Origin of the sequence: Micromonospora sp. WMMD1155 (assembly GCF_029581275.1) — a bacterium.
Classification (GTDB): Bacteria; Actinomycetota; Actinomycetes; order Mycobacteriales; family Micromonosporaceae; genus Micromonospora.
This window is the reverse complement of record NZ_CP120742.1, coordinates 4,563,824-4,589,399: the sequence shown is the minus strand read 5'-3', so window position 1 is coordinate 4,589,399 and position 25,576 is coordinate 4,563,824. Positions and strand designations below refer to the sequence as shown.

Genomic DNA, 25,576 nt, shown 5'->3' with positions numbered 1-25,576 from the left:
GCGGGGCTCGCAAAACCGGCTCACTCCTCGCGCTCACCGGGCCTGCCGGTTCGCGACTGCGGGGCTCGCACGCTCACTCCTCGCGCTCCCCTGTCACAGTCTTTATTGCGGTAAGGAAGGCGTCGGTCTCGGCGGCGGTGCCCGCGGTCACCCGCAGCCAACCGGGCAGACCGACGTCCCGGACCAGCACGCCCTGGGCCAGCAGGGCCTTCCAGACCGTGGCCTGGTCGCCGCCCACCTCGAAGAGCACGAAGTTGGCGTCACTGTCGGCGACCCGGAACCCGCGCTCGCGCAACGTCGCCACGATCCGGTCCCGCTGCGCCATGATCGCGCTCACCGTACCGAGAAGGGCGTCGCGGTGGGTCACCGCCGCCCGCGCGGCGGCCTGGGTGAGTGCGGACAGGTGGTACGGCAGTCGGACGAGCTGCACCGCCTCCACCACCGCCGGGTCGGCGGCCAGGTAACCCAGCCGCCCACCGGCGAAGCCGAACGCCTTGCTCATCGTGCGGCTGACCACCAGCCGGGGGTGGCCGGGCAGCACCGCGAGGGCACTGACCGTCCCGGGTCGGGCGAACTCGGCGTACGCCTCGTCGACCACCACCATGCCCGGCGCGACGTCGAGCACCGCGGCGATCACCGCCGGATCGAGTGCCGTGCCGGTGGGGTTGTTCGGCGAGCAGAGGAAGACCACGTCCGGCTGGTGCTCGCGGACCTGGGCGACCGCCTCCTCGGCGGTCAACCCGAAGTCGACGCCACGCGCGGCGGGCACCCACCGGGTGCCGGTGCCCAACGCCAACAGCGGGTGCATCGAGTACGCCGGAACGAAGCCGAGAGCGCTGCGCCCCGGCCCACCGAACGCCTGGAGCAACTGCTGCTGGATCTCGTTGGAGCCGTTGGCCGCCCACACCTGCTCGACGGTGAGCCCGTGACCGAGATACTCGGCCAGGTCGGCGCGGAGCGCCACCGCGTCCCGGTCCGGGTAGCGGTTCAACTCACGCAGTTCGGCCGCGAGCGCCTTGCCGATCGCCTCGACCACCGGCTCCGGCACCGGGTAGGAGTTCTCGTTGGTGTTGAGCCGCACCGGCACGTCCAACTGCGGCGCCCCGTACGGCGACAGCCCCCGCAGGTCATCGCGGATCGGCAGGTCGTCAAGGCTGCTCACGCCGCCCCCTCCGGGAAGCGCGCCTGGACCGCCTGGCCGTGCGCGGGCAGGTCCTCGACAGTCGCCAGGGTGACCACGTGCGGGGCCACATCCCGCAGCGCGGCCTCGGTGTACTCGATCAGGTGCACGCCGCGCAGGAACGACTGCACCGACAGACCGGAGGAGTGCCGGGCGCAGCCGCCGGTGGGCAGCACGTGGTTGGACCCGGCGCAGTAGTCGCCGAGCGACACCGGCGACCAGGCGCCCACGAAGATCGCCCCAGCGTTGCGTACCCGCAGCGCCCACTCCCGGGCGTCGGCCGTCTGGATCTCCAGGTGCTCGGCCGCGTACGCGTCGACCACCCGCAGCCCCGCCTCCAGGTCGTCGACGAGCACCACGCCGCTCTGCTCGCCGGTCAGCGCGGTGGTCACCCGCTCGGCGTGCTTGGTCGCCGGCACCTGCCGGGCCAGCTCCCGCTCGACCGCCTCGACCAGCGTCGGCGACGGGGTGACCAGCACGCTCGCGGCCAGCGGGTCGTGCTCGGCCTGACTGATCAGGTCGGCGGCCACGTGCGCCGGGTCGGCCGTGTCGTCGGCCAGGATGGCGATCTCGGTCGGCCCGGCCTCGGCGTCGATGCCGACCACGCCCCGCAGCAACCGCTTGGCGGCGGTCACCCAGATGTTGCCCGGGCCGGTGATCAGGTCGACCGGGTCGCACCGCAGCTCACCCGCGGGGTCGACCGCCGCGCCGTACGCCAGCATCGCCACCGCCTGGGCGCCGCCCACGGCGTACACCTCGTCGACACCGAGCAGCGCGCACGCGGCGAGCACCCGGGCGTCGGGCAGACCACCGTTGTCCTTCTGCGGCGGGCTGGCCACCACCAGCGACCGCACGCCCGCCGCCTGGGCGGGAACGACGTTCATCACCACCGTCGACGGGTACATCGCCAGGCCGCCGGGCACGTAGAGGCCGACCCGGTCGACCGGCAGCCACCGCTCGGTGACCGTGCCGCCGGGCACCACCTGCGTGACGTGGTCGGTGCGCCGCTGGTCGGCGTGCACCCGGCGGGCCCGGCTGATCGACTCCAGCAGCGCGGCGCGCACAGCCGGGTCGAGCACCCCCTCGGCCTCGGCGATCGCCTCGACCGGCACCCGCAGCACCTCCGGGGAGATGCCGTCGAACCGCTCGCTGGCCTCCCGGATCGCCGGGTAACCATGCTCGCGGACCGCCTCCACCAGCGGTCGGATCCGCTCGACGGCGACCGACACGTCGAGCTGGGCACGGGGCAGCAGGCGGCGCGGGTCTCCGAGACCGTTGCGCAGGTCGATCCGGTTCAGCACCCTTGCGAGTCTAGGCGGCCCGCCCGCGACGCACCCGAGCCGCCCGTACGCCGGGACGGTGAGCCGGGCCACGCCCACCGGGGCGAGATTGGTTAGGCTCGACCATGTGACCGCACGGCTGCCGGTGTTCCCGCTCGCAACGGTGCTCTTTCCCGGGCTGGTGCTGCCGCTGCACATCTTCGAGGAGCGCTACCGGGCACTGGTCCGACACCTCGTCGACCTGCCCGAGGGTGCGCCCCGCGAGTTCGGTGTGGTGGCCATCCAGGCCGGGTGGGAGGTCGCGCCCGCCGGTCCCGGTGCCCGCGCGACGGCGGGCGTCGGCGACGTCACCCTGCACGAGGTGGGCTGCACCGCCGAGCTGCGGCAGGTGACCGAGCTGGCCGACGGTGGCTTCGACATCGTCACGGTCGGCCGTCGCCGGTTCCGGATCGCCGAGGTCGACGACGACGCGGCTCCCTACCTGACCGCCGACGTCGAGTGGCTGCCCGACCCGTCCGGGCCGGACGAGGTCGCCGACCTGTTGGCCGCCCGGGTGATCGCGGTGTTCCGGCAGTACCTGGGGCTGATCCGCCCCGACCCGGAGGAGATCTCCGAGCAGCTGCCGGAGGACCCGACCGTGCTGTCGCATCTGGTGGCGGCGACCGCGGCGCTCACCGTCGACGACCGGCAACGGCTGCTGGCCATCGACGACACCGCCGCGCGGCTCCGCGCCGAGCTGCGACTGCTCAACCGCGAGGCGGCTCTGCTGCGTCAGGTGCGGGCGGTTCCGGTGCCGTTGGCGGAACTGGCGTCCCCGCCGACACCCAACTGAGCCCCGGCTCGGGCTCCGGGCGCAGGCCCGGCCACCGCGACCAGCCGGCCAGCAGGGTGTACGTGATCGCGGCGCCGAACGCCGGCAACAGCAGGTTGCCGTGGGGCACCGGCAGGACACCGAGCAACCAGTCGACCCCACCGGCCCGCAGGTCGGCGGGTTTGGTGAAGGACTGCCCGGCCGGGGCGGTGGCCAGCATCCGGTCGAAGGTGGCCAGGCCGATCCGCCGTCCCACCTGCCAGGCCACCGGCGCGGCGGCCAACGCGCCGAGGACGGCGGCGAGCAGCCCGACCGGGCCGCGCCGACGTCGCAGCACGAACCACAGGGCGAGCGCCACCAGCAACCCGAAGGCCAGCCCGAGCAGACTGAACCATCCGTCTGCGGCGATGGGCTGCTCCGGTTGCGGGTCGGCGTAGATCGCCCCCTCGGCGGTCTTGAGCACCGGCGTGTCCGGCGCGAACGCGGCCCAGATCAGCCCGAACGGGACACCCAGGACGGCCACGGCGAGCACACTGGCCAGCACCGTCGCCACGGTGCGCGCCGGACGACGCGGCTCGTCGAAGGTCAACTCCAACGAACTCTGGTACGCGGCCGAGGCCGGGGCGTCGCCCGGACCGTACCCGTGCGGTGGTGCGAGTGGGTGGGTGTCCGACTGCGGCCCGGCCTCCGACTGCGGCCCGGCCTCCGGCTGCGGCCCGGGCGGCTGCTCCGCCTGCGGCGGCGCTCCGGCCCCCTGCTCGGTCTGCGGCGAGTCCGCGCTCGGTGTGCGGGCTGGCGCGGGTCGGTCGGGCTCGTCGACGGGCCGCGTGGGGTCGGGGTTGTCCGGGCTCACCCGATGATCCTCTCAGGCCCGGTCGACGGCTGGGGCTCCGGTGGCGGCACACCAGCTCACCGGGCGAAGGGCTCCACCATCATCGCCGCCGCCCGCAACCACGCCTGCCGGGTCTCCGGCTGGAGCTGGTGGTATTCGATGGACGCCCCGGTCTCCAGCGCCGGGTCGTAGGGCACCACCGCCACTCCACGGGTGCGGGTGGCGAAGTGCCTCTCCAGGTCGTCCTGCAGCGGCGAGCGACCCGGGGTCGGGCAGGAGATGAGGGTGACGGCGTTGTCCGCCAACTCCCCCATGCCCTCCTCGTGCAGCAGGTCGAGCATCCAGTCCGCGCTGAACGCCGCGTCCTCCCGCGGCACCGTCGTCACCACCAACTGGTCGGCGGCCTGCATCACGGTGCGCCAGTTGGGGCTCTCCACGTTGTTGCCGGTGTCGACGCAGACCACGTCGTGGGTGCGCCGCAGCAGCTCCAACACCCGCCGGACGGTGAACTGGTCCAGTCGTTGGGCGAAGCGCGGGCTCTCCTCGCCGGCCAGCACGTCGTACGAGCCGTCGGAGGCGTGCCGCAGGTAGTCGTCCAGCCGACCCAGCAGGGTGTCGCCCTCGAGGATCTCGATCTGGGCCAGGTCGGTGACGAGGTGCCGGATCGTCCGGGCGTGCCGGGCGCTGCCTGCCCGCAGCCCGAGGGTGCCACGCAGCTCGTTGTCGTCCCAGGCCAGCACGCCCTGCCCCCGCACGCTGCCGACGGTGGCCGCGGCGAGCACGGTGGCGGTGGTCTTGTGCACCCCGCCCTTGGGATTGGCGAAGGCGAGCACCCGGGGAGTGCCCAGATCCCGCCGGAGCACCCCGTTGGCTCGTTCCTGCTCCTGGTCGACGCCCTGCGGGCGCCACTCGATCCGGGCCGGGTAGGCACGTTCGACGACCGCCGAACCGACCGACGGGGTCGGCGGCGCGACCGGTGGTGGCACGACCGGCGCGGCGGGTGGCGCTGCGACCGGCGGGGGCGACGGCACGGCGACCGGATAACCGGTCTCCGGCTGGTAGCCGGTCTCCAGCAGGGCGTACCGCGACTCCACCGGCGGGTCGTTCGGCCGGTAGCCGTTGTCCAGCAACGCGTACCGCGACTGACCGGGGTCGGGGACGGCCGGCGGCGGCTCGGGTTCGGTCCGGTACGTCGGCTCGGCCCGATAGTCCGGCTCGGCCCGGTAACCGGGCTCGGGCCGGTACGCCGGCTCAGCCGGGTAGCCGGGCTCGGCCCGGTAACCCGGCTCCGCCCGATAGCCCGGGTCGGGGCGATAGGTCGGCTCGGCGCGGTACGCGGGCTCCGCCCGATAGTCCGGCTCGGTCCGGAAGCCGGGCTCGGACCGGTAGCCCGGCTCCGTCCGGTACGCCGGGTCCGACCGGTAGTCCGGCTCCGCCCGGTACGCGGGGTCCGCCCGGTAGTCCGGCTCAGTTCGGTACGCGGGGTCCGCCCGGTAACCCGGCTCGGCCCGGTAGGCGGGGTCGACGCGGTAGGTCGCCTCGGCCCGGTAGTCGGGCTCCGCGCCGTACGACAGATCGGCTGGATGCCCGATGGCCGGTGCCCGCCCGGCGTAGCCGTTGGGGGCCGCGCGCCGTGGCAGCGGGTCCGGCGGCGCGTCGTCGGCACGCCGGTCCGGCTCGGTCTGCTCCGCGCCGCGACCGCCCAGCCGGGCGCGGTCCAACAACGCACGCCACCGCGGCGCTGGTTCGGCCGGCCGGCCCCAGCCGGTCTCACTGCCCTCCACGGCCCGCCCTCCCAGCGCCATCGATCTCCGTCTGACAGGCTACGAACCAAACCCTATTCGGACCACACCTCGGAGCGCACACCAGCCGACGCAGATCACGACGACGCGGGCGACGGCGGTTCGGCACCGGCGCTGTCCGGGGAGGTGGTGATGCTCGGCGGGGGCGGCTCGGTCGGCCCGGGCGTCGACGGCGCGGGCGACGGAATCGTGACGACTGGTGCGGGTTCCGACGATTCGCCCACCGATGCCAGCGGCGCGGGCGCGGGTGGGGTCGACCGCACGGGACCGTCCGGGGTCGACGCCGGACTCGGCCCGGTGTCGGCCGGCGGGCGCACCACGTCGCGCTGCTCGGGCAGTGGTGGCGTGAACACCGTGCGGTCCAGCCGGTACACCTCGGGGGCGGGGTCGACCGCCCGGACGTCGGCTCGGGTCGCCACACCGCGTAGCGCCTCCGGCACGGCACGCACCACGGCGGCGTAGACGCAGGCACAGCCACTCCGGTACGCCGCCGCCTCGGCGGTCGCCACCTCGGCGCCACTGACGTAGCGGTCCCGCAGCTCCCGCTCGGCCGCCCCGTCACCGTCGACCGCGGTGGCTCGGGCCCGGTAGTCGGCGGCTTCGGCGTCCTTGCGGGCCGCCACCTCCTCCATCCCGGCGACCACGTCGTCCGGCACCCGCAGCGCGGGAATCCGGACGATCTCGGTCTGCCGCCCGGGCAGCGGCACCCGCCCGAAGACGGTGGAGACCCCGACGTCGCCCAGCACCGCCGCCAGGCGCTGCGGCGGCAGGTACTCGGTCAGCGTGACGAGTGCGTACGTCCCGTTCCCGCCGGACGAGGCGGACCCGGAGAGCGCGGCCAGGTCGTCGGCGGCGGACCGCAGGTAGCCGGGAACGGAGTCGCCGTCGGTCACACCGACCCGGGTCACCTCGCCCACCGTCCGGTCGCCCACCGGCGCGTCGTCGGCAGCCCAGACCGCGGTGCCCAGGACAGCCGCCGCGGAGAGCACGGCGGCCCAACTGAGCACCCCGGACCGCGCCGACCGGTCGCCGAGCCGGGCCACGGCCCGGGTCAGCTGCGGCAGCAGCCGCTGGTCCAGCTGCCGCAGCAGGTTGCCGGCGCGCACGGGCGGGATCCCCTCGTCGGATCGGTGTCGGGCGGTCGCCGCTCAGTCACGCAGGATCTGGAGCGCACGGTCCAGGTCGTCAGGGTAGTCGCTGACGAACCGGACCTCGTCCCCCGTTCGGGGGTGCAGAAAGCTCAGTTCGCGGGCGTGCAACCACTGTCGGGCCAGACCGAGACGGGCCGAGAGGGTGGGGTCGGCGCCGTAGGTCAGATCACCCACGCAGGGGTGCCGCAGGGTGGAGAAGTGGACCCGGATCTGGTGGGTCCGACCGGTCTCCAGCCGGACGTCGACCAGGCTCGCCGCCGGGAACGCCTCCAGGGTGTCGTAGTGGGTGATGCTCGGCTTGCCGCCGGACACCACCGCCCAGCGGTAGTCGTGGGTGGGGTGCCTGTCGATCGGCGCGTCCACCGTCCCGCGCAGCGGGTCCAGGTGACCCTGCACCACCGCGTGGTAGCCCTTGTCCACCTCGCGGTACTTGAAGGCCCGCTTCAACGCCGTGTAGGCCTGTTCGCTCTTGGCGACCACCATGATCCCGGTGGTCCCCACGTCGAGCCGGTGCACCACGCCCTGGCGCTCGGCGGCGCCACTGGTGGAGATGCGGTGCCCGATCGCGGCGAGGCCGCCGATCACCGTCGGGCCGGTCCACCCGGGGCTCGGGTGGGCCGCCACCCCCACCGGCTTGTCGACCACCACGATGTCGTCGTCGGCGTAGACGACCCGCAGGCCGGGCACCGCCTGCGGCACCACCGTCGGTGGCGCGACCGGGGCCGGCAACGTGACGTCCAGCCAGGACCCGGCCTTCACCTTGTGCGAGTTGGGCCGGGCGCTGCCGTCGACCAGCGCGTCCCCGGCATCCACCAGGGCCGCGGCGGCGGTGCGGGAGAGCCCGAACAGGCGGGACACGGCCTGGTCCAGTCGCATGCCGTCGAGGCCGTCCGGCACCGGCAGGGAACGGTGGTCGCCGCCGGCGGCGAATGCGGAGGTCATGCCCGCTCCCGCTGGTCGGCGCCCTGGGCGGCGTCGGTCTCGGCCGGGTCGCCGTCGCGGCCGGCCCGCCCGCCGTCACGCTGGCGGCCGGTCAACTCCAACAGCACGGCCAGCAGTACGCCGCAGACCAGCGAGCTGTCCGCCAGGTTGAACACCGGCCACACCTGGCCGTACGGGTCGAACAGGCTGATCATGTCGACCACGTGCCCGTGGAAGGGCGCGGGTGCCCGGAAGATCCGGTCGACGAGGTTGCCCAGCGCGCCACCCAGCACCAGGCCGAGGGAGATCGCCCAGGGCAGTGAGCGCAGTCGCAGTGCCATCCAGACGATCCAGCCGACCACACCGATGGTGATCAGCGGGAAGACCCAGGTGTGGTCCGCCCCGATGCTCCAGGCGGCGCCGCTGTTGCGGGTCAGGCTCAGGTAGACGAACCCGCCGAGCAGTCGGACCGGCTCCCGGTCGGTCAACGCGGCCAGCGCGAGGTGCTTGGTGACCAGGTCGGCCAGCAGGGCCACCAGGGCGACTCCGGCGAGAATCGCGACGGCCCGAGGTCGGCGTGTGCCGCCACCCGGGTCGGTGCGGCCGGGTTCGGCGGACGGTACTGCGGTCATGCGCTCCCCATCGACAGTCTCGGCGGTGATCGCTCACCGTCTCATCGCCGCCGGGGAACGGACCTCAGCGCCGTTCCTCCAGCTGCTTGCACGTCACACACTGGGTGGCCGACGGGAATGCGGCGAGGCGCTCGACCGGGATCGGGTTGCCGCACCGCTCGCACCAGCCGTAACCACCCTCGTCGAGGCGCTCCAGCGCGCGCTCCACCTGCGTGATCCGTTCCAGGATGCTGTTGGCGAGAGAGATCTCCTGCTCCCGCTCGAGCGTCTTGGTGCCCGTGTCGGCCTGGTCGTCCCCGGCCGAGTCGGTCAGCCGGTCGCGCTGCAGCTCGGTGATCTCGCTCAGCGTCTGATCGTACTCGGCGCGGAGCTCGTCCCGCCGCGCCGCCAACGCCGCCCGGATCTTCTCGGTCTCCGCAGTGCTCCGGGTGGCCTTGGCCACCGGCTTACGCCCGGCGGTCCTGGTGTCGGCTGGCTTAGCCATGGGTCGCTCCCTCGGCCGGGGAGCCGCGTGGTTAGCGGCATCCTGGTCAGGGGGCGCCGACCAAGGCGTCCCCTAATGGACGAAAAGGGGCGCACGGCGACGTTGGCCGCGCACTCCGGAGGTTGGCAAGAATACGGAACGTACAGGCGTCCGACAACGTGCCGCACCGTCGCACCGCTCAACAGCCCCTAGCCCCTGCCAAACTGGGGCAAAGGGAACGCTAGCAGATCAACCAGGCACCTCATCACCGTGTTCGCCAAACCACCGGGCCAACCGACCCCGCCGACTGACCGCCCGCAACCTCCGTTCGGCGGCGTCCCGCACCCCGGCGGTCGCCACGATCAACAGGCTGTCGCCGGTCTTCAGACGGGTGTCCGGCGCGGGCACGAAACCGACCCCGTCGCGCAGCACCAACGTCACCGACGCACCCAACGGCAGCCGCAGTTCGTCGACGTGCACGCCGGCCAACCGCGAGCCCGGCGGCACCTCCACCTGGAGCAGGTCCGCGCGCATCCGCTCCAGCGGGGCGGTCTCCACGTGGATCTCGGCGGCCTCGGTCGGCGCGGTCACCCCCAACCGACGGGCGAACGGCCCCAGGGCCCCGGCCTGCACCAGCGTGAAGATCACCACCAGCACGAAGACCACGTCGAAGAGACGCTCCGCACCGGGCACCCGCTCGGAGAGCGGAATGGTGGCCAGCACGATCGGCACCGCCCCGCGCAGCCCCGCCCAGGACAGGAACGCCTGTTCGCGGAGGCCGACCCGGAACGGCAACGCCGAGACGGCCACCGACAACGGCCTAGCCAGCAGCACCAGGGCCAGCCCCGCGACCACCGCGGGCAGCACCGCCGAGGCCAGCCGACCCGGTGAGGCCAGCAACCCGAGCAGCACGAACAGCCCGATCTGGGCGAGCCACGCGAGCCCGTCCGCGAAACCCAGGATCGCCTGCCGGTGCGACAACCGGGCGTTACCCAGCAGCACCCCGGCCACGTAGACGGCGAGGAAACCCGAGGCGTGCAGCACCGCTCCGGCGGCGTACGCCAACACGGTGATGCCCACCGCGGCGATCGGATAGAGACCGGCCGACGGCAACGCCGCCCGACGCAGCGCCCAGGTGCCCGCCACACCGGCGCCCACGCCCACCGCCGCGCCCACGCCCAGCTCGTAGCAGACCAACCCGGCCTCATACCACCACGGATGCGCCCAGCCCTCGTGAGACAGCAGCACCACCAGCAGCACCACCGGGGCGTCGTTCATGCCCGACTCGGCCTCCAGGGTGGCCACCAGCCGGGGCGGCAACCGCAGCCGGCGCAGGGTGGCGAAGACGGCCGCCGCGTCGGTAGACGACAGCACGGCCCCGTAGAGCAACGCCAACCGCCAGTCCAACCCCAACAGAAGGTGTACGGCGACACCGACCACCACGATGCTCACGATCACGCCGACCGTGGAGAGCGCCGAGGCCAGCCCGAGCACCGGCCGTAGCGTGGTCCACCGGGCGGTGAGACCACCCTCGGCGATGATCACGATCAGAGCGCAGAAGCCGAGCGCCCGGGTCAGCTCGACGTCGTCGAAGCGGATGCCCAGCCCGCCCTCGCCGATCGCCACGCCCAGCGCCAGGTAGACGAGGAGGCTGGGCACGCCGAGGCGGGTGGACAGCCGCACCGCACCGACGGCTACCAGCAGCACGGCCGCACCGAGCAGCAGCGCGATGTCCAACCCGGGTGTCACGGCTGCCTGGCCTGGGCGTTCCTCACTCGGCGGATCCGTCGCGCAGTCGGCGCAGCAGCGCGGGCAGCTCCGGCGTGGGCCGGTCGACGAGGAAGAGCTTGTCCCGGCTGGCCGCGCCGGCGCGCAGCGACACCGCGGCCGGCCGAAGCCCCAGGGCGGCTGCCAACGCCCGGCGGGCCGCCTCGGTCGCCCGCCCGTCGACGGCTGGGTCGTGCACGGCGATCACCAGGGCCGGCCCGTGTGGACCGTCGAAGCGCCCACCCACCCGGCCCCGGGAGGCGCCTGGCTTCACCCGTACCGCGACGGTGAGCGTCTCCTGCGCGGGCACCGGCGCCGCTTCAGATCGGCCGGACGTCGGCGAGCAGGGCGGTGGCCGGCGCGCAGTGCGCGCAGGGGGTGAAACCGAGTTCGACGGCCTCGGCGACCGGCAGCTCCTCGGGCACCCGGTCGGCGAGGTAGCGGCAGCTGGCGAGGTGGTAGCGGGGGTGACCGTCGACCACCTGCACGGCGTCGGGGAGTCGCGCCACCCGGGCCGCCTCGGCGGGGGTGACCGACTGCTCCGCCGGCTCGTCGGACACCGGGCGGCCGTCGTGGAGGGCGCCGTCGGTCGATGTCGCGGACGGCGACGCGGGACTGACCGGCCGGGCGGGAGCGGACACGCCGTCGGCCGTCGTCACGAACGGCGCAGCGTCGGCCCGGGAGCCGAACGGCGCGGCGTCGTCGAACGGCGCGGCATCGTCGGCCCGGGAGCCGAACGGCGGCTCATCGTCGACCGGCGGCTCGGGTGGTTGCCGCCACCCGGTGCCGCCGGTACCGACCGTCGTGGGCACGTGCTGGACCGGCACCTCCGGCTCGGCCAGCGGCGGCCCGTACGCGGAACCCGTGGCCTGGCTGGCCGTGCGGGGTCCGTCGGGGTGTCGCCGGCTGGTCCGATCGGGATCCACCGTCGCGCGGTTGGCGGCTGCCTGGCGGGCGCCCACCACCAACGCCACGGCGGCCAGCAGACTGGCCGCGATTGAAATGATCAGCAGGAAGCTGGACCCACCGGCCAGGCCGAGCACCAGGAGGACCACCGCGACGAGGATGAGCAGGAGACTTGCGACTATCACGGCTCACCCCCGCCGCGTCGTACCGCCAAGGCGGGGCCGGCGACCGTCACCATTGTCGGAGACCGATCGCCGGCCGGTGCTCAGCGTCCGGCTTCGAGGGCGCCGGAGCGCCCGCCGCCACCGTACGAACCGGCGAGGCCCGCGGCGGCCAGCCCGTTGCCGCCGGCGACCCGGCCGGCTTCGGAGCGGGTCATCTCGGCTTCGAGGCCCTGGCCGCGACCGTCGAGGTCCCGCAGCTGGCTCTCCAGGTACGCCTTGAGCCGGGTGCGGTACTCACGCTCGAACTGCTTGAGCTCCTCGATGTGCTTCTGCAGGGCGGTGCGCTTGGCGTCCAGGCCGCCCATGGCCTCCTGGTGCCGCTGGCGGGCGTCCCGCTCGAGGGCGTCAGCCTTCGCGCGTGCCTCCCGGGTCACCTCCTCGGCCTTGCTGCGAGCCTCGGACAGCAGGCTGTCGGCCTCGCGGCGGGCGTCGGACACGTGGTCGTCGGCGGTGCGCTGAGCCATCATCAGCACGCGCAGGGCCTGCTGCTCGCCGTCACCGGTGACCCCTGCGGGGCCGCCGGTCGTGCGGACCTGCTCCAGCTCGGCCTGCATCGCGCGGGCGGCCTGCTCGGCCGCCGACTTGTCGCGCTGCACCCGGTCCAGCTGGGCCTTGACGTCGTTGAGCTCCGCCGCCAGTCGGGCGTCGCCGCCGGGGCCCGCGGGGGCGCCGCCACGGCCGCCGCGCTCCACCTGGGCGCGCAGCTCGTTGTTCTCCTCGATGAGACGGGCGAGCTCGCGCTCGACCTCGTCGAGGAAGGCGTCGACCTCTTCCTCGTCATACCCCCGCTTGCCGATCGGCGGCTTTTTGAAGGCGACGTTGTGGACGTCGGCCGGGGTCAGCGGCATCGAAACTCCTCGGGTCAGTTGCGGCCGCGAAAGCGCGTCGGTCATCAGGCAGATGCCCTGATCGACGGCCCTAACACGAACTCCATCAGCACGAACAGGATAACCAGGAGCACAAGGGAGGCCAGGTCGATGCTCACGGTACCAATTCGCAGCGGAGGGATCACACGCCTCAACGCGTTGAGAGGGGGATCAGTGACGCTCCACACGGATTCCAATCCTGCCGATGCGCCGCGCCCCGGTTGCCAGCGCCGGCCGTACTGCAGGACGGCGCTCAACACGAACCGGGACAGGAGAAGGAGCAGGAAGACATAAAGGATCAGGTACAGCACTTGCAGTAAGATCGACAACACGGTCAGCGACGTCCCTCGGGTCGGGCGGGGTCAACTCAGGCTGAAAAAACCGCCCTCAGCGATCTTGGCCTTGTCCTCAGCGGTGACCTGGACATTAGCCGGTGAGAGCAGGAACACCCGATTGGTCACGCGCTCGATCGTACCGCGCAGGCCGAACGCCAGACCGGCGGCGAAGTCCACCAGACGGCGGGCATCGGCCTCATCCATCTCGGTGAGATTGATGATCACCGGAACCCCGTCGCGGAAGTGCTCACCGATCGTGCGCGCCTCGCGGTAGGTGGTCGGGTGCAGCGTCGTGATCTGGTACCGCTGCTCCTCCTCGGGCAACGCCCGCTCACGTGCCGTGACCTGCGGCGCGAGGGCCAGGTTGTCGCGGGTGTGGTAGGTCAGCGCGCCGGAGGTCTCACCGGCCGACGACCGGGTGATCGACCGGACGCTGGACCGCTCGATCCGCTCCGGACGCTCGCCGTCACCACGCTCGGACTCACCCAACCGCGCGCTCGTGCGCTCGGAGAGCCGCCCCCGCTCGCTGACCCGCGGCCGGGGAGCAGGCGGCTCCTCGGTGTCGTCCTCGTCCTCGTCGGCGAACTCCTCGGCGTACCGGCTCTGCCGGTAACGCGACTCGCGGTAGCCACCCTTGTCGTAGCCACCGTCGTCGTAGGCCCGCTCGTCGTCTTCCTCGACCAGACCGAGCCAGACCCCCGCCTTGCGCAGTGCACCCATCCCGCGCCCTTCCGTCCGCCGTGCGGCACGCGCCCCCGTGCCATGTCGCCCGTCGCGAGTGGACAACCATGCCCATCGGACCGAGACGGCAATCCCCCGGCGCGCGATTCGCGTCGCGCGCCACGACCCCCGACCAGGAGACGCCGCCTCTGAAACAACACTGATGTAATTTGCATGTCTCGCGGTCAGGCTACCGCAGCGTGGAACGCATTCCGAGCAACGCGCTACCGACGCGGACATGTGTCGCGCCATATCGGATCGCGACCTCGAAATCGCCACTCATCCCCGCGGACAGCTCTGTCGCTCCCGGGTGGATGCGCCGAAACACGTCGGCAACCTCGGCGAGGCCGGCGAATGCCCGCTCCGGTTCCCAACCCAGCGGTGCGACCGCCATGAGGCCGACCAGACGCAGCCCGGACGCGTCGGCCACCGCCTCGGCCACCGGCTCCAGCCCGGCGCCCGGATCGGCCGACCCGGGCAACGCCCCGCCCCGGGCCGCGTCGCCGTCGATGCTCACCTGGACCAGGACGTCGAGCGGCGACTCCCGGTCGGCGGTCGCGGTGGCCAACGCCCGGGCCAGCCGGACACTGTCGACGGAGTGCACCACGTCGGCGTACCGGACCACCGAGCGGGCCTTGTTGCGCTGCAACTGACCGATGAAATGCCACCGGGGACGCACCCCGGCCGCCGCCACCTCGGCGGCCTTGACGGCCGCCTCCTGGTCGCGGTTCTCCCCCATGTCGGTCACCCCGAGCCCGGCCAACGCCAACACGTCGCCGGCCGGGTAGGTCTTGGTCACCGCGATCATCGTGACGTCGGCGCGGTCCCGTCCGGCCAGCGCGCAGGCGTCGGCGATCCGGGACCGCACCTGAGTGAGGCCGGCCGCGATCTCGGCGTGCCGTTCCGGCCGCACCGTGGCTGAGCTGTCGGTCATCGGCGCTGCTCAGGAACCGTTCTTGAGGAAGTCGGGAACGTCCACGTCGTCGAAGAGCACGCGGCGCGGCGACTGCGCCGGAGCCGGATTGGTCGCCGGTGCCGACACCGGCGTGCTCTGCGGCGCCGGCTGGTTGGTGTTGGTCTTGCGGGTCGGCTCGGCCGCCTTGTACGCGGGCGTACCGCCGTCGAAGCCCGCCGCGATGACCGTCACCCGCACCTCGTCGCCGAGCGCGTCGTCGATCACCGCACCGAAGATGATGTTGGCGTCCGGGTGGGCCGCGTCGGTGACCAGCTGGGCGGCGTCGTTGATCTCGAACAGGCCGAGGTCGGAACCGCCGGCGATGGAGAGCAGCACGCCGCGCGCGCCGTCCATGCTCTGCTCCAGCAGCGGGCTGGAGATGGCCGCCTCGGCCGCCTCCACCGCGCGGTTCTCACCGCGGGCGCTGCCGATGCCCATCAACGCGCTGCCGGCGCCGCTCATCACGCTCTTGACGTCGGCGAAGTCCAGGTTGATCAGACCCGGGGTGGTGATCAGGTCGGTGATGCCCTGCACACCGGAGAGCAGCACCTGGTCGGCCGTGCGGAACGCGTCCATCATGCTGATGTTGCGGTCGCCCAGGGCCAGCAGCCGGTCGTTCGGGATCACGATCAGCGTGTCGCACTGGTTGCGGAGTTCGTCTATCCCCGACTCGGCCTGCACCTGACGGCGCTTGCCCTCGAAGGAGAACGGGCGGGTCACCACACCGATCGTCAGCGCGCCGAGCTTGCGCGCGATGTTGGCCACCACGGGCGCGCCACCGGTGCCGGTGCCGCCGCCCTCACCGCAGGTCACGAAGACCATGTCGGCGCCCTTGAGCACCTCCTCGATCTCGTCGCGGTGGTCCTCGGCGGCGTTCTTGCCGACGTCCGGGTTGGCCCCGGCGCCCAGGCCGCGGGTCAACTCCCGGCCGACGTCGAGCTTCACGTCGGCGTCACTCATCAGCAGCGCCTGCGCATCGGTGTTGATCGCGATGAACTCGACGCCCTTGAGCCCAACCTCGATCATCCGGTTGACGGCGTTGACGCCGCCGCCCCCGATGCCGACGACCTTGATGACCGCCAGGTAGTTGTGCGGAGGTGTCATCTCCGGTCCTTTCCTTCGAGATTGGCTTCGGCCGACCGGGTACGGCGTGGCCAGACCAGCGGCCGACGACAGCTGTCACCAGCGAGGATCAGGGGTGAACCCTCACCCTCTACTAGAGGCTTACAGTTATGTCAACCACTGAACCTCTTCGGGGCAACGTAAGCGCCACCACGCCATGAGCCAAGGACCCGCCCGGCGTGTCGCCGGGCGGAGCGCAACGGGTCACGGCGTCACGCGCTTCCCGGTTCACCGGAAGGTCACCACGTCCGGCGCGCTCACGTCGATCCGATCGGCGTCCTGGTCGAGCAGCGCGGTGGCCACCCGCGCCTTGTCGGTGCCCCGCGTCGCGTCGCCCCAGACCACCGTCCGGTCCCCCTTCAGCCGCAGGGTGATCCGGGCCAACCCTTCCACGTTCACGTCCACCACCTCGGCGCGCAGCTGCGGGGTCAACGCCACGAGCACCTCCAGCCCGGCGCGGGTGCCCGGGTCGTCGGCGGCCGGCCGGCCCACCGTCACCTGGGGCAACTCGGCGGGTCGTCGATCCACCGTGCGGAACGCCACCCCGCTGCGGTCGATCAGGGCGAACCCCTGCCCCTGCGGCACCGCCGCCACCGGAGTCCGCTCGGTCACCCGCACCACGAGCGTGCCGGGCCAGTCCCGGGACACGGTGGCCCGCTCCACCGGGGCCAGCGCGCCGACGCGACGGGCGGCGGCGGCCAGGTCCACCCGGGCCAGCGGCACCCCGTCCGGCACCGCCACCGCGTCGTGAACCTGCACCGGGGTCACCAGATCGGCACCCTCGACCCGTACCTCCCGCACACCGAACAGCCCGGTGCCGAGCACCGTCCAGGCGACCAGCCCGGCCAGCGCCAGCACCCCGGCGGCCACCGCCCAGGGCAGTGCGGCGCGCATCCGGCGCTGCCGGGCCCGGGCCATGAACCGGCGGGTCGAGGGCGGAACGGCGTCCCGACCGGCCCGGACGAGTTGCCAACGCCGGGCCGGACCACGGCGCGGTACGCCGCCGTCGCCGGCGCTGGTCCGCCCTCGGGCCGGCCCGGGACTCATCCGGCCGTGGGCGCAGTGCCGCCGGGGGCGGCGGTGCCACCGAGGGCCGCACCGTCGCCGCCGGCCGTGGCCCCACCCGGCACCGGATCACCGAGCACCGGGGCGGCGCCCACCGGGTCGACCGTCGCGGAGCCGGCCGGCCGCTCCCCCAGCGCGGCCAGCAACTCGTCGCCCATCAGCGAGATCGGCGGGGCACCCATGGTCACCACCACGTCCCCCGGGCGGGCCCGACGGGCCACCTCGACCGGCGCGGCCTCCCACGAGTCGACGAAGACCTTGCGGTCGGCGGGCAGGTCCACCGCCGCGATCAGCGCCGCCGAGCCCTCGCCGGGCTGGCGCAGCTCGCCCGGCCCGAAGACCTCCAGCAGGACCACCTCGTCGGCGATGGCGAGGGCCTCCGCGATCTCCGCCTGGTTGTCGCGGGTGCGGTACAGCCGGTACGGCTGGAAGACGACGATCAACCGCCCGTCCCCGGCCACCTCGCGCAGCGTCTGCAACGCCAGCGTCATCGACGTCGGATGGTAGGCGTACTCGTCGTAGACCAGCACGCCGTCCGCGACACCCTTGCGCTCGAAGCGCCGTCGCACCCCGGGAAAGACCGCCAGCGCGGCCTCCGCCGCCTCCAGGGGCAACTCCAGGAGGTACGCGGCCAGCACCGCGGAGGCGCTGTTGAGCCCCATGTGCCGCCCCGGCACCGGCAGCCGGAACTCGCCCAGCGACCGGCCGTCGATGGCGGCCAGGTAGCGCACCCCACGCGCCGAGGAGGAGATCTCGGTCAACCGCAGGTCGGCGTCGGCGGCCTCGCCGTAGGTGAACACCCGCCGCCCCTCGGCGCGAAGGCTCTCGGCCAGCCGTCGACCGCCCGCGTCGTCGGCGCAGGTGATGATGAACCCGGCCGGGTCGGTGAGGCGCGCGAACTCGACGAACGCCGCCTCCAGCGTCGCGTAGTCGCCGTAGGTGTTCAGGTGGTCCGCCTCGACGTTGGTGATGATCGAGACGTACGGGCGGTAGATCAGGAACGAGCGGTCGCTCTCGTCCGCCTCGACCACGAAGTGCTCGCCGGTGCCGTGGTGGGCGCCCGAGCCGACCTCGGAGATCTCGCCGCCGATCACGAAGGACGGGTCCACCCCGGCCTGCTGCAACACCATCGTCACCATCGACGTGGTGGTGGTCTTCCCGTGCGTGCCGGCCACCGCGATCGCCCGGCGACCGGTCATCGCCGCGGCCAACGCCTCGGAGCGGTGCAGCACCCGCAGGCCGCGCCGACGCGCCTCGACCAGCTCCAGGTGGTCCTGCGGGATGGCCGAGGAGTAGACGACGGTGTCGACGCCGTCGAGGTTGGTCGTCTCGTGGCTGAGGTAGATGGTGCCGCCGAGCGCCCGCAGCCCGGCGAGCGAGGGCCACTCCCGCAGATCGCTGCCGGACACCCGGATGCCCCGGGTGAGCAGCAGCCGGGCCACGCCGAGCATGCCCACCCCACCGACCCCGATCAGATGGACCGTGCCCAGATCCTCGGCGGTGAGCGTGCCGGCCGGGGTGAACTGCGCGGTCATCGAGCCACCGCCTGCAGCACGAAGGAGCGCAGCGCCTCGTCACCGTCCCGTCGCCCGTACCTCGCCGCGGCGGCGCCCATCCCCTGCAACCGCTGCGGGTCGCGGATGAGCGGGATGACGGTGCGCTCCAGCCAGTCCGGGGTGAGTTCGGCGTCGTCGACCAGGATCCCGCCGCCGGCCTCCACCACGGGCAGGGCGTTGCGCCGCTGCTCCTGGTTGCTGTGCGGGTACGGCACGTAGATCGTCGGCAGCCCGATCGCGGAGACCTCGGCGACGGTCATCGCGCCGCCCCGGGCCAGCATCAGGTCGGCCGCGGCGTAGCCCAGCTCCATCTCGGACAGGTACGGCAGGGTCACGTACGGCACGGGCAGGTCGGTGGGGATCGGCACCGGCTCGTTGCGGGCGCCCATCACGTGCAGCACCTGCACGCCGTTGCGGGCCAACTCCTTGGCCGCCCCGGACACCGCCAGGTTGATCGAGCGGGCGCCCGACGAGCCGCCGGAGACGAAGAGCACCGGCAGGTCCGGGCGGAGCCCGAAGTGGGCGCGGGCGGCGTTGCGAAGCGCGTACCGGTCCAGTGCGGCGATGCTGCGGCGCAGCGGCACCCCGACGATGGTGGCGTCGCGCAGCGACTCGGCCTGGCTCGGCTGGTGCGGGAAGCCGACGGCGACGTTCTTGGTGAACTTCATTCCGAGCCGGTTGGCCACGCCCGGCGGCACGTTCACCTCGTGGATCACCATGGGCATCTCCCGACGCCAGGCGGCCAGGTAGGCCGGCACCGAGACGTACCCGCCGAAGCCGACGACCACGTCGGCCTTCACCTCGTCGATCACCTTGCCCGCGGCGCGCGCCGCGGTCCACATCCGGCCCGGGGTACGGACCAGGTTCATGTTGACCGACCGGGGCAGCTGGTACGCCGGGATCGGCCGCAGATCGTAGCCCTGTGGCGGGATCAGGTCGTTCTCCATGCCGCGTGGTGTGCCGAGGCAGGTGATCCGGACGCCCGGGTCGTGTCGGCGCAGGCAGTCGGCGAAGGCGAGCAGCGGGTAGACGTGCCCCCCGGTGCCACCTCCCGCGAGCACCACCGAACGCAGCGGACCCATCAGCGTCTCCTCTCGCTCGCCGTACCCTGACGGCTCCGGCCCTGCCGGACACCGCGCGGTGCGGCCTGGTCGTCCTTCCGTCGCTCCCGCGACCGGGGCACGGGCCCTCGGGCCGCCGGTGGCGTCGCCGGTCGGCGGCGCCGGCCGGGAAGCGGCGGCAACGGGGCCCAGAGTAGTCGGACCCACCGGGCCGGCGGACGGGCATGCAGTGCTCTGGCCGCATCGGGTTCGGCGCGGGCGAAGGACGCCAGCATGCCGATGCCCGCCAACGTCACCACCAGGGCACTTCCGCCGTCGGAGATGAACGGCAGCGGCAGGCCGGTGATCGGCAGCAGCCCGACCACCCCACCGATGTTGATCACGGCTTGGCTGACCAGCCAGGTGGTCACCGCGGCGGCGGCGAGCCGCCGGAACGGGTCGTCGACCCGGCGGGCGATCCGCAACCCGGTGTACGCGAGGACGGCGAACAGGGCGAGCACCACCGCACAGCCGATCACGCCCAACTCCTCGGCGATGATCGCGAAGATGAAGTCGTTGTGCGCCTCGGGCAGCCAGTCCCACTTCAGGCTGCCCTTGCCCAACCCGACGCCGAACCAGCCGCCGTGCTCGATGGCCAGCCGCCCCTGGTAGAACTGGAGGCACCCGTCGAGCTTGCAGGTCTCCGGGTCCGGCGGGCTGAAGAACATGGCCAGCCGGGCGAGGCGGTAGTTGTCCGCGCCGCGCTCGCCGGAGCCGGCACCGAGCGAGGCCACCGCGACGAGCAGGCCGACACCGAGCAGCCCGACCACGGTCAGCACGCCGAAGACCCGCATCCGGACGCCGGCGGCCCAGAGCAGCCCCACCACCAGGGCGAGCAGGCAGAGCATCGTGCCGACGTCGTTGTAACCGACAAGCACGAAGAGCAGGCCCATCACCGGGAAGAGCGGGGTGGCCAACTCCCGCCACCAACCCAACGCGGCACCCTTGCGGGCGATCAGGTGCGCGCCCCACAACACCAGCGCGAACTTGGCCAGCTCCGAGGGCTGCACCTGGATTCCGCCGATGAACAGCCAGAGCAGCCGCGCCTCGATCGGGCCGATCCGGGCGGAGTCCTGGTGGGTCAGCCGGGCGTAGGCGAGCAGCAGGTTGAGCAGGAGCAACAGCCCGATCGAGGCGAACAGCAGCGGCCGGCCCAGCGACCGGTAGGTGCTGGCGGGCAGCCGTTGGCAGGCCCAGAACGCCCCGATGCCGATCACCGCGAAGATGGCCTGCTTGGTCACCGACGCCGAGGCGTTGCCGTCCTCGGCGTAGTCCTTCACGCTGGTCGCCGAGAAGACCATGGTCAACCCGATCAGCAGCAGCAGGCCGGCACAGGACAGCAGCAGGTAGTAGGAGGCGAGCGGCCGGTCCAGCAGGCCGCGCAACGCGGCGAGCCCGGCGGCCCCGTCCAGCCCGCGCAGCGGCACCGCCGGTGGCGGTTCCGCCGTGCGTGGCGCCCCGCCCGGTTCCGGGCCGCGGGCGTCGTCCGGCGGCGCCCCGGCCTCCGCGGTACGTGCCGAGGCCGCTGACCGTCGCGGTCGGTTGGTTGTCCTGTCGTCGGTGCCTGGTTCCTCCCCCACCCCGACATCATCACCGCTAGCCACGCCCGGCGAGCCCACAACGAGACCCCCGGCGTGTCGGACCGCGAAGATCCGCACGACATCGGGGAAATTGCCGCCTCAGAGCACGCCGAGACAGCAACGTCGCCGACGTTGCGCGGATCTTGGGCAGGCGCAGCCCCGGGCGCCGGGGCGTCCGGGGCGGGGCCGAGGGTCGGGGATCGGCGGGAGGCCGGGGTGCGGGTCAGGTCATGTTGGCCAGGAACTCGCTGTAGAACAGGCCCAGGGCGATGGCCACGCCGATTCCCGCGATGATCCAGAAACGCACCACGATGTTGACCTCGCTCCAGCCGGCCAACTCGAAGTGGTGCTGAAGCGGAGACATCCGGAAGACCCGTTTGCCGGTGGTCTTGAAGGAGATGATCTGGATCACCACGGACATCGTGATGATCACGAAGAGCCCACCGATGATCGGCAGCAGCAGGATGGTGCGGGTGGACATCGCCATGCCGGCGATCAGGCCGCCCAGCCCCAACGCTCCGGTGTCACCCATGAAGATCCGCGCCGGGGACGTGTTCCACCACAGGAAGCCCACACAGGCCCCGGCCGCCGCCCCGGCTATCAGCGCGATCTCCAGCGGGTCGCGGACCTCGTAGCAGTACGGCTGGGTGTAGCTCGGGTCGGCGCACCAGTGCCGGTACTGCCAGAACGCGATAAGCGCGTACGCGGCGAGCACCATGACCGACGCGCCGGTGGCCAGACCGTCCAGACCGTCGGTGAGGTTCACGCCGTTCGTCGCGGCCATCACCACGAAGATGAAGATGATCACCGCGCCGACCTTGCTGACCTCCAGGAAGTCGATGTCCCGGATGAAGCTCAGCGTGGTGCTGCCCACGGTCTCGGTGTTCGTCGCCCTACCCGTGGCGTCGGTCATCGTGCTCGGGAACCACAGCGCGATCACCCCGAAGACCGCGCCGACCAGGATCTGGCCGAGCAGCTTGCCCCGCTTGTTGAGGCCGGCGCTGTTGCGCTTGCGCACCTTGAGGAAGTCGTCGATGAAGCCCACCGCGCCGGAGAAGACCATCAGCCCCAGCAGCACCAACGCCGTGATGGTCGGCTCCACCTGGGCGATCTGGGCGTCCGGCAGGGTGGTCAGCGCCAGGTGCCCGGCCACGTACGCGATGACCGTGGCCAGGATGAAGACCACGCCGCCCATCGTCGGCGTGCCCTTCTTGCCCTGGTGCATGGCCGGGCCCTCGGCCCGGATCGGCTGGCCGGCCTTCAGCCGGGTGAACACCTTGATCGCGATCGGGGTGCAGAAGAGCGAGACGATGAAGGCCACCCCGACGGCGACGATGACCGCCCTCATCGGCCGGCCTCCCCGGCGGCGGCGTCGGCGCGCAGGGCGTCGGCCACCTCCCAGGTCCGATACCGGGAGCCCTTGACCAGGACGACGTCACCCGGTCGTAGTTCGCTCCGCAGCACCTCGACGGCCGCTGCCTGATCGGTGAGCAGCACCGACTCTCCTCCCCAGTTCGCTACCGCTGTCGCGCCTTCGTGGATCGGCGCAGCCGGCTCACCCACCACGAGGAGCCGGTCGACACCCAGTTCGGCGGCGAGTCGACCGACCTCGGCGTGGCCGTCCCGCTCGAACGGGCCCAGCTCGGCCATGTAACCGAGCACCGCGACGGTACGCCGCCCCTGGCCGATGCCGGCCAGCGCCCGCACCGCCACCGCCATCGAGGCCGGGTTGGCGTTGTACGAGTCGTCGATGACCGTCACCCCGTCGGGCCGGTCGAAGACGTCCATCCGCCGGGTCGAGACCAGGCCCAGCTCACCGAGGGCCGTGGCCAGCTCCGCCAGCGGCATGCCCAGCTCCCGGGCGACCGCCGCCGCGGCGAGCGTGTTACCGACCTGGTGGCGGCCGGTCAGACCGAGCCGCACCGGCACGCGCCCCTCCGGGGTGACCAGGGTGTACGACGGGTGCCCCCGCTCGTCCAACGTGACGTCCTCGGCGCGTACGTCGGCGTCCGACGCCTCGCCGTAGCGGACCACCCGGGCCTCGGTGCGGCTCGCCATCGCGGCCACCCGGGGGTCGTCGGCGTTCAGCACGGCCAGTCCGTCGGCCGGCAGGGCCTCGACCAGCTCGCCCTTGGCCAGCGCGATGTTGTCCTGCGAACCGAATTCGCCGATGTGCGACGTGCCGACGTTGAGCACCACGGAGATCCGCGGCGGCACCAGCTCGCACAGGTAGCGCACGTGCCCGATCCCGCGGGCGCCCTTCTCCATCACCAGGTAGCGGGTGTTCGGTCCGGCCTGCAGGGCGGTGTACGGGTGACCCAGTTCGTTGTTGAACGAGCCGGGCGGCGCCACCGTGGCCCCGAGCCGGGCGGTGAGCTGGCCGATCAGGTCCTTGGTGGTGGTCTTGCCGGAGGAGCCGGTCACACCGACCACGGTCAGGTCGGGGAGCCGGTCCACCGCGGCGCGGGCCAACCGGCCCATCGCGGTCAGCGCGTCGTCGACCAGCACCATCGGCACCCCGGGCACCTCGCGGCTGCCCAGCACCGCCACCGCGCCGGCCTCGATCGCCGTCGCCGCGTAGTCGTGCCCGTCGACCTTCTCCCCGGGGAATGCCACGAAGAGCGACCCCGGACCCACCTTGCGCGAGTCGAACTCGACGCTGCCGGTGACGGTGGCGGCCGGGTCGGCGGCGACGAGCCGCCCCTCGACGGCGGCGGCCACCTCGGCCAGGCTCAACGCGATCATCGCTGACCCGCCGGGTCCTCGAAGCGGGCCCGCAGCGCGGCGGCCAACTCGATGCTGTCGTCGAACGGGAACACCTCGCCCGCCACCTCCTGGCCCCGCTCGTGCCCCTTGCCGAGCAGCGCGATCACGTCACCCGGCTCGGCCAACCGGACCGCCTCGTCGATCGCGGCGCGGCGGCCCGCCACCTCCACGATCCGGGCGGCGGTGGCGGCCCGGTACGCCCCGGCGAGTACCTCGGCGCGGATCTCCGCCGGGTCCTCGGTACGCGGGTTGTCGTCGGTCACCAGCACCACGTCGGCTCCCTCCGCCGCGGCGGCGCCCATCACCGGCCGCTTGCCCCGGTCCCGGTCCCCGCCGGCGCCGATCACACAGATCAGCCGACCGGCGCTCAGCTCCCGCAGCGCGGCCAGCGCGGCCACTATCGCGTCCGACTTGTGTGCGTAGTCGACGACGCCGCGTACCGGGGCGGTGACGTCGACCAGTTGCAGGCGACCCGGCACGCCACCGCAGGCGGCCACGCCGTCCGCCGCGGTCTGCGGGGCCACCCCGGCGCCGACCAGCGCGGCGATCGCCAGCAGCGCGTTCGCCACGTTGTGCCGCCCGGGCAACGCCACCCCGCCGGACAGGACCACGCCGTCCGGGCCGTGCGCGGTGAACCGCTGGGCGTACCCCTCGCCGCTCACGCCGTCGGCCCACCAGGTCGCGCCCTGGTCGCCGGCCGCCGAGTAGGTGACGGTGGCCGGCTTGTACAGCGACTTGAGGGCGGGGTCGTCGTGGTTGAGCACCTCGACCGCGCACCGCCCGTCGAAGAGCTGGGCCTTGGCGGCGAAGTAGTCGTCGCTGTCGGCGTGGAAGTCCAGGTGGTCGGAGCCGAAGTTGGTGTAGCCGCCGACGGCGAACCGCACACCACCCACCCGGCCCATGGCCAGCGCGTGGCTGGAGACCTCCATGACCACCGCCGTCACCCCCCGCTCGCGGGCGGTGGCCAGCATGGCGTGCAGGTCGGTCGCCTCCGGGGTGGTACGCACGCTGTCGATCACCAGGTCACCGAGGCGCGTCTCCACCGTGCCGATCAGCCCGGTGGTGTGGCCGGCGGCCCGCAGCCCCGACTCGACCAGGTACGCGGTGGACGTCTTCCCGGCGGTGCCGGTGATCCCGATGACGGTCAGGTCGGCGGTCGGGTCCCCGTACACGGCCGAGGCCAGCTCGCCGAGAACGGCACGCGGGTCGGGCACCACCAGGACCGGCAGACCGCTGCCGGCGGCCGTCTCCGCACCCGCCGGGTCGGTCAGCACTGCCACGGCACCCGCTTCGGCGGCACCGGCGGCGAACTCCGCGCCGTGCCGACGGGCACCGGGCAGGGCCGCGTACAGGTCGCCGGGGTGGACCTCGCCGCTGGCGTGGGTGGCCCCGGTGACGAGCACCGCGGCGGCGTCCGCCGGGAGGTCGACGGCGAGTCGGACGGCAAGATCACCGAGCCGGACTCCGGTCACGGTACGTGGACGTGGATTGCCGGGCACGGCGTCAGACCCTACCCGGTCGTCCGGTTCCGGCCGCACAGCC

At 73.0% G+C, this 25,576-nt stretch carries 24 protein-coding genes; 1 reads left to right on the top strand and 23 read right to left on the bottom strand.

Annotated features, from left to right (window positions below; translation table 11 throughout):
- Window positions 1–73: 73 nt before the first annotated feature.
- Together O7617_RS21200 and hisD are read right to left on the bottom strand one after the other, a co-directional pair.
- The gene (locus O7617_RS21200; protein WP_282257605.1) at window positions 74–1,162 is read right to left on the bottom strand and encodes a histidinol-phosphate transaminase; all 1,089 of its coding nucleotides are present in this window, start codon (window positions 1,160–1,162) and stop codon (window positions 74–76) included.
- The gene (hisD, locus tag O7617_RS21195; protein WP_282257604.1) at window positions 1,159–2,481 is read right to left on the bottom strand and encodes a histidinol dehydrogenase; all 1,323 of its coding nucleotides are present in this window, start codon (window positions 2,479–2,481) and stop codon (window positions 1,159–1,161) included. The genes O7617_RS21200 and hisD overlap by 4 nt, the downstream gene beginning before the upstream one ends.
- A gap of 106 nt (window positions 2,482–2,587) precedes the next feature.
- Here hisD and O7617_RS21190 point away from each other — a divergent pair, with 106 nt between their 5' ends.
- Window positions 2,588–3,292: an LON peptidase substrate-binding domain-containing protein gene (locus O7617_RS21190; protein WP_282257603.1), complete on the top strand. Its 705-nt coding sequence runs from the start codon at window positions 2,588–2,590 to the stop codon at window positions 3,290–3,292.
- Here the strand turns inward: O7617_RS21190 and O7617_RS21185 are convergent.
- The 21 genes from O7617_RS21185 to O7617_RS21085 all read right to left on the bottom strand — a co-directional run bounded on the left by O7617_RS21185 (window position 3,207) and on the right by O7617_RS21085 (window position 25,572).
- Window positions 3,207–4,124 carry a DUF2567 domain-containing protein gene (locus O7617_RS21185; RefSeq protein WP_348774143.1) on the bottom strand — a complete coding sequence of 306 codons (918 nt, stop codon included), beginning with the start codon at window positions 4,122–4,124 and terminating at the stop codon, window positions 3,207–3,209. The genes O7617_RS21190 and O7617_RS21185 overlap by 86 nt on opposite strands.
- 56 nt (window positions 4,125–4,180) lie before the next feature.
- Window positions 4,181–5,908 (bottom strand): ATPase, encoded by a 1,728-nt coding sequence (locus O7617_RS21180; RefSeq protein ID WP_282257601.1) that lies wholly within the window; start codon window positions 5,906–5,908, stop codon window positions 4,181–4,183.
- 74 nt (window positions 5,909–5,982) lie between these two features.
- Window positions 5,983–7,011: a hypothetical protein gene (locus tag O7617_RS21175; protein ID WP_282257600.1), complete on the bottom strand. Its 1,029-nt coding sequence runs from the start codon at window positions 7,009–7,011 to the stop codon at window positions 5,983–5,985.
- Window positions 7,012–7,053: 42 nt separating this feature from the next.
- The gene (locus O7617_RS21170; protein WP_088988423.1) at window positions 7,054–7,998 is read right to left on the bottom strand and encodes an RluA family pseudouridine synthase; all 945 of its coding nucleotides are present in this window, start codon (window positions 7,996–7,998) and stop codon (window positions 7,054–7,056) included.
- On the bottom strand, window positions 7,995–8,609 hold the full coding sequence (gene lspA, locus O7617_RS21165; protein ID WP_282257599.1) for a signal peptidase II: 615 nt from the start codon (window positions 8,607–8,609) through the stop codon (window positions 7,995–7,997). Before lspA ends, O7617_RS21170 begins: the two co-directional genes overlap by 4 nt.
- A 64-nt stretch (window positions 8,610–8,673) precedes the next feature.
- On the bottom strand, window positions 8,674–9,093 hold the full coding sequence (locus O7617_RS21160; protein WP_124770807.1) for a TraR/DksA C4-type zinc finger protein: 420 nt from the start codon (window positions 9,091–9,093) through the stop codon (window positions 8,674–8,676).
- 228 nt (window positions 9,094–9,321) lie between these two features.
- On the bottom strand, window positions 9,322–10,821 hold the full coding sequence (locus tag O7617_RS21155) for a potassium/proton antiporter (RefSeq protein WP_282257598.1): 1,500 nt from the start codon (window positions 10,819–10,821) through the stop codon (window positions 9,322–9,324).
- Window positions 10,822–10,843: 22 nt separating this feature from the next.
- Window positions 10,844–11,149, bottom strand: coding sequence for a DUF167 domain-containing protein (locus tag O7617_RS21150; RefSeq protein ID WP_282257597.1), 306 nt, complete (start codon window positions 11,147–11,149; stop codon window positions 10,844–10,846).
- Between the two features lie 10 nt (window positions 11,150–11,159).
- Window positions 11,160–11,930, bottom strand: coding sequence for a hypothetical protein (locus O7617_RS21145; RefSeq protein ID WP_282257595.1), 771 nt, complete (start codon window positions 11,928–11,930; stop codon window positions 11,160–11,162).
- A gap of 80 nt (window positions 11,931–12,010) precedes the next feature.
- Window positions 12,011–12,817: a DivIVA domain-containing protein gene (locus tag O7617_RS21140; RefSeq protein ID WP_088988417.1), complete on the bottom strand. Its 807-nt coding sequence runs from the start codon at window positions 12,815–12,817 to the stop codon at window positions 12,011–12,013.
- Between the two features lie 44 nt (window positions 12,818–12,861).
- Window positions 12,862–13,167 carry a YggT family protein gene (locus O7617_RS21135; RefSeq protein ID WP_030334503.1) on the bottom strand — a complete coding sequence of 102 codons (306 nt, stop codon included), beginning with the start codon at window positions 13,165–13,167 and terminating at the stop codon, window positions 12,862–12,864.
- A gap of 30 nt (window positions 13,168–13,197) precedes the next feature.
- Window positions 13,198–13,890 carry a cell division protein SepF gene (gene sepF, locus O7617_RS21130; protein ID WP_282257591.1) on the bottom strand — a complete coding sequence of 231 codons (693 nt, stop codon included), beginning with the start codon at window positions 13,888–13,890 and terminating at the stop codon, window positions 13,198–13,200.
- Between the two features lie 190 nt (window positions 13,891–14,080).
- Window positions 14,081–14,824, bottom strand: a complete 744-nt coding sequence (locus O7617_RS21125; protein WP_282257590.1) for a YggS family pyridoxal phosphate-dependent enzyme — start codon at window positions 14,822–14,824, stop codon at window positions 14,081–14,083.
- 9 nt (window positions 14,825–14,833) lie between these two features.
- Window positions 14,834–15,949 (bottom strand): cell division protein FtsZ, encoded by a 1,116-nt coding sequence (gene ftsZ, locus O7617_RS21120; protein WP_282257589.1) that lies wholly within the window; start codon window positions 15,947–15,949, stop codon window positions 14,834–14,836.
- A gap of 246 nt (window positions 15,950–16,195) precedes the next feature.
- Window positions 16,196–17,014, bottom strand: a complete 819-nt coding sequence (locus O7617_RS21115; RefSeq protein WP_282257588.1) for an FtsQ-type POTRA domain-containing protein — start codon at window positions 17,012–17,014, stop codon at window positions 16,196–16,198.
- On the bottom strand, window positions 17,011–18,567 hold the full coding sequence (gene murC / locus O7617_RS21110; RefSeq protein WP_282257587.1) for a UDP-N-acetylmuramate--L-alanine ligase: 1,557 nt from the start codon (window positions 18,565–18,567) through the stop codon (window positions 17,011–17,013). Before murC ends, O7617_RS21115 begins: the two co-directional genes overlap by 4 nt.
- Window positions 18,564–19,670, bottom strand: a complete 1,107-nt coding sequence (gene murG / locus O7617_RS21105) for an undecaprenyldiphospho-muramoylpentapeptide beta-N-acetylglucosaminyltransferase (protein WP_282257585.1) — start codon at window positions 19,668–19,670, stop codon at window positions 18,564–18,566. The genes murC and murG overlap by 4 nt, the downstream gene beginning before the upstream one ends.
- Window positions 19,670–21,115: a putative peptidoglycan glycosyltransferase FtsW gene (locus tag O7617_RS21100; protein ID WP_282264819.1), complete on the bottom strand. Its 1,446-nt coding sequence runs from the start codon at window positions 21,113–21,115 to the stop codon at window positions 19,670–19,672. The genes murG and O7617_RS21100 overlap by 1 nt, the downstream gene beginning before the upstream one ends.
- A gap of 376 nt (window positions 21,116–21,491) precedes the next feature.
- The gene (gene mraY, locus O7617_RS21095) at window positions 21,492–22,616 is read right to left on the bottom strand and encodes a phospho-N-acetylmuramoyl-pentapeptide-transferase (RefSeq protein WP_282257582.1); all 1,125 of its coding nucleotides are present in this window, start codon (window positions 22,614–22,616) and stop codon (window positions 21,492–21,494) included.
- The gene (gene murF / locus O7617_RS21090) at window positions 22,613–24,013 is read right to left on the bottom strand and encodes a UDP-N-acetylmuramoyl-tripeptide--D-alanyl-D-alanine ligase (RefSeq protein WP_282257581.1); all 1,401 of its coding nucleotides are present in this window, start codon (window positions 24,011–24,013) and stop codon (window positions 22,613–22,615) included. Before murF ends, mraY begins: the two co-directional genes overlap by 4 nt.
- The gene (locus O7617_RS21085; RefSeq protein WP_282257580.1) at window positions 24,010–25,572 is read right to left on the bottom strand and encodes a UDP-N-acetylmuramoyl-L-alanyl-D-glutamate--2,6-diaminopimelate ligase; all 1,563 of its coding nucleotides are present in this window, start codon (window positions 25,570–25,572) and stop codon (window positions 24,010–24,012) included. Before O7617_RS21085 ends, murF begins: the two co-directional genes overlap by 4 nt.
- Window positions 25,573–25,576: the final 4 nt, after the last annotated feature.

Coding starts and splice junctions, on each gene's coding strand:
- O7617_RS21180 (WP_282257601.1), bottom strand. CDS start 5,908: ATGGCGCTGGGAGGGCGGGCCGTGGAGGGCAGTGAGACCGGCTGGGGC.
- O7617_RS21170 (WP_088988423.1), bottom strand. CDS start 7,998: ATGACCTCCGCATTCGCCGCCGGCGGCGACCACCGTTCCCTGCCGGTG.
- lspA (WP_282257599.1), bottom strand. CDS start 8,609: ATGACCGCAGTACCGTCCGCCGAACCCGGCCGCACCGACCCGGGTGGC.
- O7617_RS21160 (WP_124770807.1), bottom strand. CDS start 9,093: ATGGCTAAGCCAGCCGACACCAGGACCGCCGGGCGTAAGCCGGTGGCC.
- O7617_RS21140 (WP_088988417.1), bottom strand. CDS start 12,817: ATGCCGCTGACCCCGGCCGACGTCCACAACGTCGCCTTCAAAAAGCCG.
- sepF (WP_282257591.1), bottom strand. CDS start 13,890: ATGGGTGCACTGCGCAAGGCGGGGGTCTGGCTCGGTCTGGTCGAGGAA.
- O7617_RS21125 (WP_282257590.1), bottom strand. CDS start 14,824: ATGACCGACAGCTCAGCCACGGTGCGGCCGGAACGGCACGCCGAGATC.
- ftsZ (WP_282257589.1), bottom strand. CDS start 15,949: ATGACACCTCCGCACAACTACCTGGCGGTCATCAAGGTCGTCGGCATC.
- O7617_RS21115 (WP_282257588.1), bottom strand. CDS start 17,014: ATGAGTCCCGGGCCGGCCCGAGGGCGGACCAGCGCCGGCGACGGCGGC.
- murC (WP_282257587.1), bottom strand. CDS start 18,567: ATGACCGCGCAGTTCACCCCGGCCGGCACGCTCACCGCCGAGGATCTG.
- murG (WP_282257585.1), bottom strand. CDS start 19,670: ATGGGTCCGCTGCGTTCGGTGGTGCTCGCGGGAGGTGGCACCGGGGGG.
- mraY (WP_282257582.1), bottom strand. CDS start 22,616: ATGAGGGCGGTCATCGTCGCCGTCGGGGTGGCCTTCATCGTCTCGCTC.
- murF (WP_282257581.1), bottom strand. CDS start 24,013: ATGATCGCGTTGAGCCTGGCCGAGGTGGCCGCCGCCGTCGAGGGGCGG.